This window comes from Adlercreutzia equolifaciens DSM 19450 (assembly GCF_000478885.1).
GTDB lineage: Bacteria > Actinomycetota > Coriobacteriia > Coriobacteriales > Eggerthellaceae > Adlercreutzia > Adlercreutzia equolifaciens.
On record NC_022567.1, the window covers coordinates 1901999 to 1915105 of the forward strand.

Sequence of the window (13107 nt, forward strand, 5' to 3'; positions counted from 1 at the left end):
TCCTATTCGGACTGCGCGTCCGCCTTACTTAAAGAAGCCTTCGTAGTTGTACATCTTCAACTGGCTCTCCACCTTGCTCATGGTGTCAAGCGCCACGCCGATCATAATGAGGATGGACGTACCGCCGAAGGCCTGGATGAGCTGGTTGTTGGTGAAGTAGAAGATGATGGTGGGCACAACCGCGATCAGCGCGATGAAGATGCCGCCGGGCAGCGTCACGCGGTTGATCACGTTCTTGATGTACTGCACCGTGGCCGTGCCCGGACGCACGCCAGGAATGAAGCCGCCCTGCTTGCGGATGTTGTCCGCCGTCTCCTCCGGATTGAACACCATGGAGGTGTAGAAGTACGCGAAGAACACGATGAGGGCAACGGTGAGCAGCCAGTTCAGCCAGCCGGTGGAGCACCAGTTCGCGAAGGTGGTCAGCCAATCGACGTTGAAGATCGCCGCCAGCTGCGCCGGGAAGTAGATGATGCAGCTCGCGAAGATGATCGGGATAACGCCGGCCGCGTTCACCTTCAGCGGAATGTAGGTGGACTGGCCACCCATCATCTTGCGGCCCTGGACGCGCTTGGCGTAGTTGACCGGAATGCGGCGCTGGGCGCGCTCCACGAAGATGATCAGCGGGATGCAGACGAGCACCACGGCCAAAATCACGATGGTGAGCGCGATGCCCGTGCCCAGATCGTTCGTCAGGGTAGCCGACGAGAAGATGGCCGACGGCACGCGGGACACGATGCTCACGAAGATGATGAGCGACATGCCGTTGCCGATGCCGCGCTGGGTGATAAGCTCGCCCATCCACATGATGAAGGCGGTACCGGCGACCAAGGTGAACACGATGATGATGTTCGTGAGCGCCTCGGGCACCTCCGTGGAGAACTGCACACCGTAGGCCGGCGACTTGAACAGCAGCAGGTAGCCCACCGCGTTGATGAGGCCGAGACCCAGCGTCAGGTAGCGGGTCACCTGGGTGATCTTGCGACGGCCCGTATCCCCCTCGCGAGCCCAACGGCCCACGGCGGGGATGACGCCCTGCATCAGCTGCATGATGATGGATGCGGTGATGTAGGGCATGATGCCGAGCGAGAACACCGAGAAGTTCGACAGCGCGCCACCGGTGAACAGGTCGAGCATGGTCATAGCCACGCCCGTGTCCTGGAAGGCCGTGGCAAACTCATGGAAGGGAATGCCAGGCACCGGCACGTAGGCACCGAAGCGGTACAGCGCAAGGATAGCCAAGGTGAAGAGGATCTTCTTGCGCAGCTCCGGAACCTTGAATGCGTCAATGATTGAGCTTAGCAAGGCTCTTCGACCTTTCCTCCGGCCGCCTCGATCTTCGCCTTGGCGGAAGCGGATACCTTATCAACGCGGACAGTGAGAGCCTTGGTGATCTCGCCGTCGCCGAGCACCTTCACCAGCGCGTCGGCATGCTTGATGATGCCCTTGGCCTTCAGGGACTCGCCATCCACCACGTCACCGGCCTCGAACTTGGCATCGAGACGGCTGACGTTCACGGGCAGGTACTCCACGCGGTTGAAGTTGCGGAAGCCGGGCAGCTTCGGCAGACGACGGGCGAGCGGCGTCTGGCCGCCCTCGAAGCCGGCACCCTTGCCGCCACCGGCGCGGGACTTCTGGCCGTTCATGCCGCGACCGGCGGTCTTACCGGTGCCGGAAGCGGGGCCGCGGCCCACGCGCTTGCGGTTCTTCGTCGAGCCCTCGGCCGGGCGCAGATCCTTGAGTTCCATGTAAGTAAATCTCCTTTTCGCTCTCTGACCGGGGATTTTCTCTTCCCTCAGTCAGTGCTAGCAGCTCGCCGCTAGCAAACTTCCATCTATCATGGCAACGGCGTGTCTGTTCAGACACGCCGATTGTCATCTTTCATCCCGACACATTATTAAATTCATAGACTCACTGGTTCGCCCAAGGGAGTCAGCGAGGTTGCGACAGGTGCCTGGAATTGCCCCGCCTTGGGGCCAAGTTGGCTTAGGCCAACGCCGTGCCCCAAACAAGGGGCAAGGCCAGGTGCCTGTCGGAACCGCAGCGTCGGGATTGAAGTTGGGGAAATTTAGATTTCCTCAACTTCAATCAAGTGCTTAACCGTGAAAATCATGCCACGGACGCTCTCGTTGTCCACCTGCTCGGTGGTGCTGCCGATGCCGTGCAGGCCCAGCGCGCGCAGGGTGCGACCCTGGTTCGGCTTGCGGCCGATGGCGCTCTTCACCTGGGTGAGGCGCAGCGTCTTGTTCGTCTCAGCCATTAGTTCTCCTTCCCGCCGAACATCTCGGCCACGGAGATGCCGCGGCGCTCGGCGACCTGGACGGGGCTCTCCATGTTCTTGAGACCCTCGGCGGCAGCCTTCACGATGTTCATGGCGTTGTCCGTGCCCAGCGACTTGGTGATCACGTTCTGAACGCCGGCAAGCTCCATGATGGCGCGAACCGGGCCACCGGCGAGCACACCGGTACCGGGAACAGCGGGCTTGATCAGCACGCGGCCGGCACCGTACTCGCCCATGATCTCGTGGGGCACCGAGCCCTCGGCGGTCACGGGGACGGTGAACATGTTCTTCTTCGCGTCCTCGACGCCCTTCTTGATGGCGGTGGGCACCTCGGCGGACTTGCCCATGCCCACGCCCACGCGGCCGTTGCCGTCGCCGACGACGACCAGGGCCGAGAGCTGCATGCGACGGCCGCCCTTGACGGTCTTCGCGACGCGATTGATGAAGACCACGCGCTCCTGAAGCTCAGGAGTCGTGCTCTCCTGCTGACGGTTGTTGTTACGAGCCATAAGCTAAAACCCCTTCTAGAATTTCAATCCTGCTTCACGGGCAGCTTCGGCCAGAGCCTTCACGCGCCCATGATACAGGTGGCCGCCACGGTCGAACACAACTTCCGTCACGCCGTTTTCCTGAGCCAACTTGCCAACGATGGTGCCGAGCTCGGCTGCGCCCTCGACGGTCGCGCCGGACTTGCCGGTGGCCTTGAAGGCCTCCCCGAGGGTAGAGACGCCGCAGATGGTGGTGTGGGCCACGTCATCGATGACCTGCACGTACATGTTGCTGTTGCTCCGCGTCACGCACAGACGCGGGCGAGCTGCAGTGCCGGAGATCTTGCCGCGCACGCGACGATGGCGACGGGCAAGACGGGCCTGCTTCTCCTGTTGCTTATTCATAGGTTTAATCCCTTCAATCAGCTACCGAATAGGCACTTAGTCTTTGCCGGCCTTGCCAGCCTTGCGGCGGACATGCTCGCCCTCGTAGCGAATGCCCTTGCCCTTGTAGGGCTCCGGCTTGCGCCACTTGCGGATGTTCGCGGCAACCTGGCCGACCTGCTCCTTGCTCGGACCGGACACGACGATCTCGGTCTGAGAGGGCACCTCGAAGGTGATGTTCTCGGGAGCCTCCACCAGCACGGGGTGGGAGTAGCCGAGCTGCATCTCGAGATCCTTGCCCTTGAGTGCGGCACGATAGCCGACGCCGACGAGCTGCAGCTTCTTGGAGAAGCCGTTCGACACGCCCTCCACCATGTTGGCGAGAAGGGTGCGGGTCAGGCCGTGGGCGCTCTTGGACTCACGGGTGTCGTCGGGACGGGTGACGATGAGCTCATCGCCGTCGCGGGTGATGGTCATGGACGGCAGGAACGTGCGGGTAAGCTCCCCCTTGGGGCCCTTCACCGTCACCGTCTGGCCGTCGATGGTCACATCGACGCCGGCAGGAACGGGGATGGGCATCTTGCCGATACGAGACATACTAGATACCTTCCTTTCCTACCACAGATAGGCGATGACCTCGCCGCCGATGCCCTGCTTGCGGGCATCGCGGTCGGTCATGACGCCGCGACTGGTCGAGATAATTGCCGTGCCGAGGCCGCCGAGCACGCGGGGCAGATCGTCCTTGCCGGCATAGATGCGCAGACCCGGCTTGGAGATGCGCTTGATGCCGCGGATGGTCTTGGCCTTCTTCGGGCCGTACTTGAGGGTGATCTCAAGGGTGCCGCGGGGCTCGCCGTCGATGACATCGAAGCGCTGGATGTAGCCTTCCTGCTCCATGATGCGCACGATCTCGACGAGCTTCTTGCTCGTCGGCATGGACACGGTGTCCTTGCCGGCAGACTGGGCGTTACGCACGCGCGTAAGCATGTCTGCGATGGGGTCGGTCATTGTCATGTTTGTTTTCTCCTTTGATCCGTGATGAACCGGCGTTCGGTTCGTCGGCGCCCATAGCGCCTCCGCCTTTAACGTCGGCACACCCGCGTGTCCGCGTCTTCTACCAGGAAGCCTTGGTCACGCCGGGCAGCTCGCCTTTGTTAGCCAACTCACGCACGCAGATACGGCACAGGCCGAACTTGCGATAGTAGGCGCGGGGACGTCCGCAACGGGTGCAGCGGTTGTGCTGACGCGTAGAGAACTTCGGCTCGCGCTTGGCTTTGGCGATCATCGATTTCTTAGCCATGCATGTCCTTCTTTCTTTATGTCCTTAAGCCCGCAGCCTTATCGCGGACTTGTGACCGAGGTTGCGCGACGCGGGGCCCTATGCGCCCCGGTCGGTTTACTTGCTCTTGAACGGGAAGCCGAGGGCGGACAGAAGAGCGAACGCGGAATCGTTGTCGCCGGCATTGGTCACGAAGGTGATGTCCATGCCGCGGGTGCGGTCGATCTTGTCGTACTCGATCTCCGGGAAGATGAGCTGCTCGGTGATGCCCAGGGTGTAGTTGCCGCGGCCGTCGAAGCTCTTCGGCGAGATGCCGCGGAAGTCGCGGACGCGCGGAAGGGCGGTGGCCAGCAGGCGATCGAGGAACTCCCACATGCGGTCGCCGCGCAGGGTCACCTTGCAGCCGATGGCCTGGCCCTCGCGCACATGGAAGCCGGCGATGGACTTCTTGGCGCGAGTCACGCAGGGCTGCTGGCCGGTGATGATGCGCATGTCGTTCATGGCGGCATCAAGCAGCTTGGAATCGCCGGCAGCGGCGCCGACGCCCATGTTCACGACGATCTTCTCCAGCTTCGGCACGCAGTTGATGTTCTTGATGCCGAGCTGCTCGACGAGCGCGGGGACGATCTCGGTCTGGTACTTCACCTTGAGGCGGGGGGTATCAGCCATCTTTCTTCAAACCTTTCTCCGATGGATTAAACGCCGGATTTCCGACCCGGCGTCCCTGGGACCTTCCCAGGGCCATGGCGCTTGCGCGCGATTGGAAATTGTCCCACAAAACGAGACACTTTCCAAGTAAAAACCGCCCGCTACACAAATTCGGTAGCAGGCGGTCTGTTCAGAGCCTCGAGTGCCTTATCTTAGGCCTCGACGGCGGGGATGTCCTTGCCGCACTTCTTGCAGACGCGGACGAGCTTGCCGTCCTCGCGGCGACGGGCCACGCGGGTGGCCTCGCCGCAGCTGGGGCACACGAGCATCACGTTGGACACGTGAATGGGCGCCTCGACGGTGGAAATGCCGCCCTGGGGGTTGGCCTGGGTCGGGCGCATGGCCTTCTTGACCATGTTCACCTTCTCCACGACAACGCGGGACTTCTCGGGCACCGAGCGCAGCACCTTGCCGGTCTTGCCGCGGTCCTTGCCGGCGATGACCTTGACGGTGTCGCCCTTGCGGATCGTCATCTTGTTCTGAGCCATTCTGACACCTCCCCTACAGCGTTTCCGGTGCCAGAGACACGATCTTCATGTACTTCTTGTCGCGCAGCTCGCGGGCGACGGGCCCGAAGATACGGGTGCCGCGCGGAGAGCCGTCGTTGTTGATGAGCACGGCGGCGTTCTGATCGAAGCGGATGTAGGAGCCGTCGGCGCGACGGACTTCCTTCTTCACGCGCACGATCACGCAACGCACGACCTCGCCCTTCTTGACGTTGCCGTTGGGCATCGCTTCCTTGACGCTGCAGATGATCACGTCACCGAGGCCCGCGTAGCGGCGCTTCGAGCCGCCCAGGACCTTGATGCACTGCACCTTGCGAGCGCCGGAGTTGTCGGCCACGGCGAGCATGGATTGCATCTGAATCATGTGATGTTCCTACTTTCCTTATCAATAGTCCTCGTGCCGGAGCACTCAAACTATTTGGCCTTCTCGACGATCTTCAGCAAACGCCAGCGCTTCATCTTGGACAGCGGGCGCGTCTCCATGATCTGAACGGTGTCGCCGACGCCGGCCTCGTTGTTCTCGTCATGGGCATGGAACTTCTTGGTGGAGGTGATCATCTTCTTGTAGATGGGATGGGGCTTGCGCTCCTCGACGGCCACCACGATGGTCTTGTCGTTGGCATCGCTGACGACGACGCCCTGACGTACTTTACGCAGATTGCGCTCTTCAGTCATTTCTTGCACCTTCCTTAAGCTACGCGCTCAGCTCGCGAGCCCGCATCTCAGTCATGATGCGCGCGATGTCCTTCTTAACCTGCTTGACGCGGGCAGTATTGTCCAGCTGGCTGGTGGCCATCTGGAAGCGAAGGTTGAACAGCTCCGCCTTGGCCTCCTTCAGCTTCACCTGCAGGTCTTCGGCAGAAAGTTCACGAATCTCTGCTGCTTTCATTATTGCTGCCCCTCCGTTTCACGAGTGACGATCTTGCACTTGATGGGCAGCTTGTTGATGGCCAGACGCAGAGCCTCGCGGGCGGTCTCGTCATCGACGCCGGCGATCTCGAACATGATGCGGCCGGGCTTCACGACAGCGACCCAGCCCTCGGGGTTGCCCTTACCGGAACCCATGCGGGTCTCGGCGGGCTTGGAGGTGATGGGCTTGTCGGGGAAGATCGTGATCCAGACCTTGCCGCCACGCTTCATGTGACGGGTCATGGCAATACGAGCTGCCTCGATCTGACGGTTGGTGATCCAGTGCGCCTCGAGGGCCTGGATGCCATACTCGCCGTGGTTCAGACGGGTGCCACCTTTGGCCTTGCCCTTCATGGAACCACGCTGCACCTTGCGGTGCTTAACGCGCTTAGGTACGAGCATTTACTTGTCACCCCTCTCGCGGCGATCGTTACGACGGGAACGGTTCGGACGGGACGAACCCTCGAGCGCGGGCTGGGGAGCCTTCTGGCCCGGCAGCACCTCGCCGTGGTACACCCACACCTGCACGCCGATGGAGCCCATGGTGGTGGCGGCGGTGGCGAAGCCGTAGTCGATCTTCGCGCGGAGGGTGTGCAGCGGCACGCGACCCTCGCGGTACCACTCGCGGCGGCTCATCTCGGCGCCGCCCAGACGGCCGGAGCACTGGATGCGGATGCCCTTGGCGCCGGACTTCATGGCGGACTGCACGGCCTTGCGCATGGCGCGGCGGAAGGCCACGCGGCCCTCGAGCTGCTCGGCCACGGACTGGGCGATGAGCTCGGCGTCCAGCTCGGGGCGCTTCACCTCGACCACGTCGATGGAGACCGGGCCGTCGGCGACCTTCTCGAGCTTCTTGCGCAGAGCGTCGATCTCGGCGCCCTTCTTGCCGATGACCACGCCGGGGCGGGCCGTGGTGATGGTCACCTTGATCTTGTCGCCGGCGCGCTCGATGTCCACGCGAGACACGGAGGCACGGGCGAGCTGCTTGTCGAGAAACTTGCGGATGGCGATATCGTTCTCGAGCGTCTTGGCGTAATCCTTACCGGCGTACCAGCGGCTGCGCCAATCCTCGGTGATACCGAGGCGGAATCCGGTAGGGCTGACTTTCTGACCCATGGACCTTATGCCTCCTCTCGGGGTGCGACGACAATGGTGATGTGGCACGTGCGCTTGTTGATGCGCGACGCGGAGCCCTTGGCGCGGGGACGAATGCGCTTCAGGGTCGGGCCTTCGTCGACGTAGGCGGCCTTGACCACCAGGTTGTCGCCGCGAAGGTGATTGTTGTGCTCGGCGTTGGCCACGGCGGAGTTCAGCGTCTTTGCGACGGTCTCAGCGGCGGCGCGCTCACAGAAAGCCAGGATCTCGCGGGCCTGGGGCACGGACTTGCCGCGAACCAGGTCGACCACGATGCGGGCCTTGCGGGGAGCGATGCGGACGTAACGCGATACTGCTTTAGTTTCCATGTAACTTCTCACCTATGCCCTATCGCTTCTTCTTGTCGGCCGCATGACCCTTGAAGGTACGGGTCGGCGAGAACTCGCCCAGCTTGTGACCAACCATGGACTCGGTAACGTAGACCGGCACGTGCTTGCGGCCATCGTACACGGCGATGGTGTGACCCACCATTTCCGGGAAGATGGTGCTCGCGCGGGACCACGTCTTGATGACTTCCTTTTCGCCGGCCGCGTTCATTGCCTCGATGCGGGCAAGAAGGCGCGGTTCTACGAAAGGACCCTTTTTCAAACTTCTGCTCACTATGACTCCTTACGATTCCGCTACTTCTTGCGACGACGGATGATGAGACGGCTCGAGGCCTTCTTCTTGTTGCGGGTGCGATGGCCCTTGGTCGGCACGCCCCAGGGGGTGACCGGGTGACGACCAGCGGACTTGTTCTTGCCCTCGCCGCCGCCGTGCGGATGGTCGACCGGGTTCATAACCGTACCGCGGACAGAGGGGCGAACGCCCATCCAGCGCTTGCGGCCGGCCTTGCCGATCTTGATGTTGGAGTGCTCGGCGTTGCCCACCTCGCCGATGGTGGCGCGGCAGGTGATGAGCACGCGGCGCATCTCGGAAGAGGGCATGCGCAGGATGGCGTAGTTGCCTTCCTTGCCCATGAGCTGGATGGAGGTGCCGGCGGAACGGGCGATAGCGGCGCCCTTGCCCGGCTGCAGCTCCACGTTGTGGATCAGCGTACCGACGGGGATGTTCGCCAGAGGCAGAGCGTTGCCCGGCTTGATGTCGGCTTCCGGACCGGAGACCACGATGTCGCCCACCTTCAGGCCCTTCGGGTGAATGATGTAGCGCTTCTCGCCGTCAACGTAGTGCAGCAGAGCGATACGGGCCGAGCGGTTGGGATCGTACTCGATGGTGGCAACTTTGGCGGGCACGCCGTCCTTGTTGCGCTTGAAGTCGATGATGCGGTAGCGCTGCTTGTTGCCGCCGCCCTGGTGACGGGTGGTGATGCGGCCATAGCAGTTGCGACCGGCCTTCTTCGGCTTCGGGGCCAGAAGAGACTTCTCCGGCTTGGACGTGGTGATCTCCGAGAAGTCGGAGACCGTCTGGAAACGTCGGCCGGGGCTCGTCGGCTTGTACTGTTTGATTCCCACAGTAACAACCTTTCTTGACTTCGGGCTTCCGCGCTCGCCGGCCGGTAACGGCAACCAGCGGGACACGTTCGCCCCTTTCCTTTGGAGTTTCCGCTCGCGCGCCTCTCCGCACACCGGAACCTCCCCTACGGTAGTGGCCAGGCGATTGCCGACCGGCGCAGATGGAGGCTCTACGCTGCGACGCCGTCTTGCCACGCGCCCGGGTGTATCCATCGCTGGGCACACAGACGCAAAGAAGCATTATAGGGATGGGGGGCAACCGCCTCAAGAACTTTTTCGACAAGCGGCCAACCGTCACATTTCCCGCACACTTGCCTCGGGGCGGGGCCGAACGTCGAGATCGCAGGTTTGGCCCCCTCGCGATGCGACCCCGCAGACAGAATCGCGGGGTTTGGCACCTTTAAGGTGCGAGCCTCGGGCAGAATCGCGGGGCTTGGTACCCGCGCGGCCTGGGCTACGGGCAGAATCGCGGGGTTTGGTATCCCCGAGCGCTTTTTTCGCCCCAAGATCGGCAAATTGGGCGATTTGGTACCCCGTTTTCTGCCAAGATCGGCGATTTGATCCCCAACGCCCGAAGAAAGCCCAGGTAACGAAAGCCGTGTGAGTGCTTCGCGGGTACCAAACCTCCGTTCTCGCCATAAGGCGGGTATCAAACCGCACATGTTGGCCGAAAAGGATACCAAACTCCTCGATATTGTCGCCCCTTTTCCGCTTGGAGGTACCAAACGGGGCGTTTTTGCCAAGGCGACATCGACCAACTCGACAGCAGAGAGCAGGAGCGCCGATTCGAGCACCGAAAACTACAAGAGAGCGCGGCAGCACGAGACCCTGCGACAACGCAAAAAAAGAGCACCGCAGCCCGAGGGGGCATTTTGCCAGTCGACTTCGCGCTTTGCGGCATTAGGGCGCCTCTGGCTACGGGTTCGCGCTCCCCTGACGTTCTTTGCTAAAGAGAAGCCCTTGTTCAGAGCTTTGTGTTTTCGTCAGAAGAACCGGCGACCCGTAGCTCGGGGCGTGAAAACGCCTCCAAACCTTCCATCGACCGGCAAAATGACCCTTCGGGCTGCGGGCTGAGGGCTGAGGGCTGCGGCGCCATCTCTTTCAGAGAGCGTAAACGGGTGACGAGCGGCAGCGCCCCTCGCGAGGGGGATCGCGAGGGGCGCTGCCATGGGAAAGACGAGGCCCTTTGGAGGGAGGGGAACGAAAGGGCCTCCGGAGTTGATCGTGAAAACGAGACGGGGCACGGTCGGCCACATCCTGGCCGATGCGTGGTCACGCGAGGCCTGCCGCGCGCCTCGTCACCTTAGTCCTGTTTCACGAGGCCGCGCTCAGTAGCGGCATCGCGCAGCTTCTGCCAAATGGCAAGATGATCGATCTCGAGCTGGTTGCAATGGGCCGTGCACGTGCCGCACATAGTGCAATCCCACAGCCCGCCCTGGACGGCCTCCACGATACGGTCGGCCTGGTCGTAGGGATCGAAGTGGCGGAAGGCCACGGCCAGCATATGGGAGGGCCCGATGTAGTCGGGGTTTATGGCGCGGGCCGGGCAGCCTGCCGTGCACACCTGGCAGCGAGCGCAGTAATTGATGCCGAACAGCTCATCGGCGTCTTCCATATTGTAGGTCTGGAGATCCTCTTCGGTCAGCGGGGCCACGCGCACGCGCTTATAGGTCTCGGCGATCTTCTCCTGCACCTGACTCTTGTCCACTACCAGGTCTTTCACCACCGGCAAGCCCGCAAGCGGCTCGACCGTGTGCGAGCCGTCAGGCAGGGGCTCCACGCAGGCGAGTACAGGCTCGCCGTCGAGCATCATAGCGCAGCGGCCGCACATGCGCCCGCGGCAGGAGAAGTCGAAGGCCAGCGGCTCCTCGTTCTCGTGAATGTACACGAGGGCTTGTAAAAGCGTCATGTACTCGTCATCGTGGGGAACCTCGTAGGTGGTCTCATAGGGAGCATTGTCCTTCGAGGGATCGTAGCGCTTAACAGTTATCTTCATGGTCTATCTCCTTGGAACTCGCAGAATGGCACCGATTAGTAAGCGATCTTCTCGCAGGACAGGCTGCCGTCCTCGGCGCGCGTGTAGGCCAGCGCGCACTTCCAATTCTCGTCATCAGTCTCAGGAAAGTCGGGGCGGATGAACGCATCGCGGCTCTCCTCGCGCGCAAGCGATGCCTCCACGGTCAGCCGAGCGATATCAAGCAGGTTCACCACCTCGATGGCGTCCTTCCAGTCGGCGTTCTGCACCAAGCTGTCGTCGGCGCACGCCATGCGGGGAATATCCTCCGCCATAATGCGGTCGAGTTCGGCTTTGGCCGTCTCCAGCACATCGGTGGGACGCACGGGACGAGCGGCCTCGGCGCAGGCGTACTGAATGTTGCGGCGCACGGTGATGGGGCGCAGCGGATCGTCCACGGTGCGCGTCCGCAAATCCTCGAGACGGGCGATCTCGGCCGCCACTCCTTCGTAGGTCACGGATGCGGGCTCCTCATAGGCCGCCAGATATTCCAAGGCCCTCTTCATGGCGTAACGGCCCATGCGACGATTGGTAATGTTCATCATGCCGCCCTCGCTGCCGGCGTTGGCGCGAACGCAGAACAGACCCTCGGCATCAACGCACATGGCGTTGTCATCGGTGATGGGTTCACCGCCGTGCTCGTACATTTCGGGTACCACCTCGGTCGGCTGGGCAGTGAAGTCGTAGCCGAACTTCTCCTTCAACAGCTGGGCATTGCGCTGGTACATCCATCGCATGGTGGAGAGGGATTCCTGCTTGCAGTCCAGGTACACGCCGCCGTTCTCGCTGCCCTTGCCAGCACGCACCACCACGTCGACCGCCTGCATAACGCCCGACTGGGTGGTCAGGTACTCCTTCTCGGCGATTTCGGGGTAGTCTTTCAGGTAGGTTCCCTCGGAATCCATCAGGTCGCCTGAATGCACGCTGTCAGCGCCGACCATGGAGCCCTCCGAAGCCGTGAAGCTGCGCGGGAAGGCGCCCATCATGTCGTAGCTGCCGAACTCGGCGTTGGCGATTTTGCCGCCATGGCGCAGGAGGGCCATCTCCACATCGGCGGTATTGTCGAGCACGTTGTTCGTTGTCGCCGAGGTGGAGTTCCAACCGTAGAACTGGGTGCAGCCGCCCGTGGCCGACAGCGTCACCTTCGCGCGGTAAACACGGTACTCGCCCGTGGGCAGGTGCAGGCCCACGGCGCCCAGGCAGCGGCCGTCCTCGATGATGAGGTCGGTGATCATCGTGCGGTCGTGAACCGTGACGTAGTCCTTGGAGCGGAAATAATCGGACCAGTGACGCGTCATGGAATGCTCGAAACCACGCGTCGTCGGGAAATCGTAGATATAGAAAGGAGTTCCGTCCTCGTTGCGTGCCGAAAGGATCTCGCCCCAGTTAGCGACGACCACATCGGGATTCAGCTCGACCTCGTTCTGGACGCCCGTCTTGCGGTAGAGGCTATCGTTACGAATTTTCGTAGCAACGGGCACCTCCTCCTCGGTCTCATAATAAGCGCCGGGAACCCACGTTTGCATGATGTCGAAGCTCATGCCGAAAGCGCCTCCGAAGCCATAGGGCGCTTTATCGATCACCAACATGTTCTTGCCAGCCTTGCAAGCTTCCTGCATAGCGAAACTGGCACCGAAGCCGCCGCCAATGAGGAGGATGTCGGTGTCGTAGACCGCGTAGGGCACCGATGCGGCCACCGTCTCGTTCTCTCCGCCCGTCTGGGCCATCTCGGTCGGGTTCTGCGGCGCGCAGCCGGCCAGCATGCCGCCCGTCAGCGCCGCCGCGCCCGCAGTCAGGCCGCCCAGCTTGAAAAACGAGCGCCGGTCCATGCTGCGAGGCGTGTTCTCCCCTTGCTTGCTTCCCATCCCTCTTTCTCCTTTCGATCGGGATCAGACGGGCCGAAGAATACGGAGGAAACGGAAGCGTGGCAAA

The 13107-nt window shown here is 62.2% G+C and carries 20 protein-coding genes; all 20 read right to left on the bottom strand.

All coding sequences use genetic code 11. From position 1 onward, the window contains the following. Positions 1-24: 24 nt before the first annotated feature. Positions 25-1305, bottom strand: a complete 1281-nt coding sequence (gene secY / locus AEQU_RS07480) for a preprotein translocase subunit SecY (RefSeq protein WP_022740321.1) — start codon at positions 1303-1305, stop codon at positions 25-27. Next, positions 1299-1748 carry a 50S ribosomal protein L15 gene (rplO, locus tag AEQU_RS07485; RefSeq protein ID WP_022740322.1) on the bottom strand — a complete coding sequence of 150 codons (450 nt, stop codon included), beginning with the start codon at positions 1746-1748 and terminating at the stop codon, positions 1299-1301. The genes secY and rplO overlap by 7 nt, the downstream gene beginning before the upstream one ends. A 320-nt stretch (positions 1749-2068) precedes the next feature. Then, the gene (rpmD, locus tag AEQU_RS07490) at positions 2069-2260 is read right to left on the bottom strand and encodes a 50S ribosomal protein L30 (protein ID WP_022740323.1); all 192 of its coding nucleotides are present in this window, start codon (positions 2258-2260) and stop codon (positions 2069-2071) included. Beyond that, positions 2260-2790: a 30S ribosomal protein S5 gene (gene rpsE, locus AEQU_RS07495; protein WP_022740324.1), complete on the bottom strand. Its 531-nt coding sequence runs from the start codon at positions 2788-2790 to the stop codon at positions 2260-2262. The genes rpmD and rpsE overlap by 1 nt, the downstream gene beginning before the upstream one ends. A 15-nt stretch (positions 2791-2805) precedes the next feature. Next, entirely contained in the window at positions 2806-3174 is a 369-nt protein-coding gene (gene rplR, locus AEQU_RS07500) for a 50S ribosomal protein L18 (protein WP_016309207.1), read from the bottom strand. Positions 3175-3210: 36 nt separating this feature from the next. Then, a complete protein-coding gene (rplF, locus tag AEQU_RS07505; RefSeq protein WP_022740325.1) occupies positions 3211-3750 on the bottom strand; it encodes a 50S ribosomal protein L6 in 540 nt (179 codons plus the stop codon). An 18-nt stretch (positions 3751-3768) separates the two neighbouring features. Further along, on the bottom strand, positions 3769-4167 hold the full coding sequence (rpsH, locus tag AEQU_RS07510; RefSeq protein WP_022740326.1) for a 30S ribosomal protein S8: 399 nt from the start codon (positions 4165-4167) through the stop codon (positions 3769-3771). A gap of 100 nt (positions 4168-4267) precedes the next feature. Further along, positions 4268-4453 (bottom strand): type Z 30S ribosomal protein S14, encoded by a 186-nt coding sequence (locus tag AEQU_RS07515; RefSeq protein WP_013980746.1) that lies wholly within the window; start codon positions 4451-4453, stop codon positions 4268-4270. A gap of 96 nt (positions 4454-4549) precedes the next feature. Next, positions 4550-5101: a 50S ribosomal protein L5 gene (gene rplE / locus AEQU_RS07520; RefSeq protein WP_041714614.1), complete on the bottom strand. Its 552-nt coding sequence runs from the start codon at positions 5099-5101 to the stop codon at positions 4550-4552. 191 nt (positions 5102-5292) lie between these two features. Then, positions 5293-5628, bottom strand: a complete 336-nt coding sequence (gene rplX, locus AEQU_RS07525; protein ID WP_022740328.1) for a 50S ribosomal protein L24 — start codon at positions 5626-5628, stop codon at positions 5293-5295. A 13-nt stretch (positions 5629-5641) separates the two neighbouring features. Beyond that, positions 5642-6010 carry a 50S ribosomal protein L14 gene (gene rplN / locus AEQU_RS07530; RefSeq protein WP_022740329.1) on the bottom strand — a complete coding sequence of 123 codons (369 nt, stop codon included), beginning with the start codon at positions 6008-6010 and terminating at the stop codon, positions 5642-5644. A 50-nt stretch (positions 6011-6060) separates the two neighbouring features. Continuing rightward, complete coding sequence (gene rpsQ, locus AEQU_RS07535) at positions 6061-6321, bottom strand: 30S ribosomal protein S17 (protein WP_016309213.1); 261 nt, start codon at positions 6319-6321, stop codon at positions 6061-6063. Positions 6322-6340: 19 nt separating this feature from the next. Continuing rightward, the gene (rpmC, locus tag AEQU_RS07540; RefSeq protein WP_016309214.1) at positions 6341-6535 is read right to left on the bottom strand and encodes a 50S ribosomal protein L29; all 195 of its coding nucleotides are present in this window, start codon (positions 6533-6535) and stop codon (positions 6341-6343) included. After that, a complete protein-coding gene (rplP, locus tag AEQU_RS07545) occupies positions 6535-6957 on the bottom strand; it encodes a 50S ribosomal protein L16 (protein WP_016309215.1) in 423 nt (140 codons plus the stop codon). Before rplP ends, rpmC begins: the two co-directional genes overlap by 1 nt. After that, positions 6958-7671 (bottom strand): 30S ribosomal protein S3, encoded by a 714-nt coding sequence (gene rpsC, locus AEQU_RS07550; protein WP_022740330.1) that lies wholly within the window; start codon positions 7669-7671, stop codon positions 6958-6960. A gap of 5 nt (positions 7672-7676) precedes the next feature. Further along, complete coding sequence (gene rplV / locus AEQU_RS07555; RefSeq protein WP_022740331.1) at positions 7677-8018, bottom strand: 50S ribosomal protein L22; 342 nt, start codon at positions 8016-8018, stop codon at positions 7677-7679. A 19-nt stretch (positions 8019-8037) separates the two neighbouring features. Then, on the bottom strand, positions 8038-8310 hold the full coding sequence (rpsS, locus tag AEQU_RS07560; RefSeq protein WP_022740332.1) for a 30S ribosomal protein S19: 273 nt from the start codon (positions 8308-8310) through the stop codon (positions 8038-8040). A 20-nt stretch (positions 8311-8330) separates the two neighbouring features. Then, positions 8331-9161 carry a 50S ribosomal protein L2 gene (gene rplB / locus AEQU_RS07565; protein ID WP_022740333.1) on the bottom strand — a complete coding sequence of 277 codons (831 nt, stop codon included), beginning with the start codon at positions 9159-9161 and terminating at the stop codon, positions 8331-8333. Between the two features lie 1303 nt (positions 9162-10464). Further along, positions 10465-11157 carry a succinate dehydrogenase/fumarate reductase iron-sulfur subunit gene (locus AEQU_RS07570; RefSeq protein ID WP_022740334.1) on the bottom strand — a complete coding sequence of 231 codons (693 nt, stop codon included), beginning with the start codon at positions 11155-11157 and terminating at the stop codon, positions 10465-10467. 35 nt (positions 11158-11192) lie between these two features. Continuing rightward, the gene (locus AEQU_RS07575) at positions 11193-13040 is read right to left on the bottom strand and encodes an FAD-dependent oxidoreductase (protein WP_022740335.1); all 1848 of its coding nucleotides are present in this window, start codon (positions 13038-13040) and stop codon (positions 11193-11195) included. Positions 13041-13107: the final 67 nt, after the last annotated feature.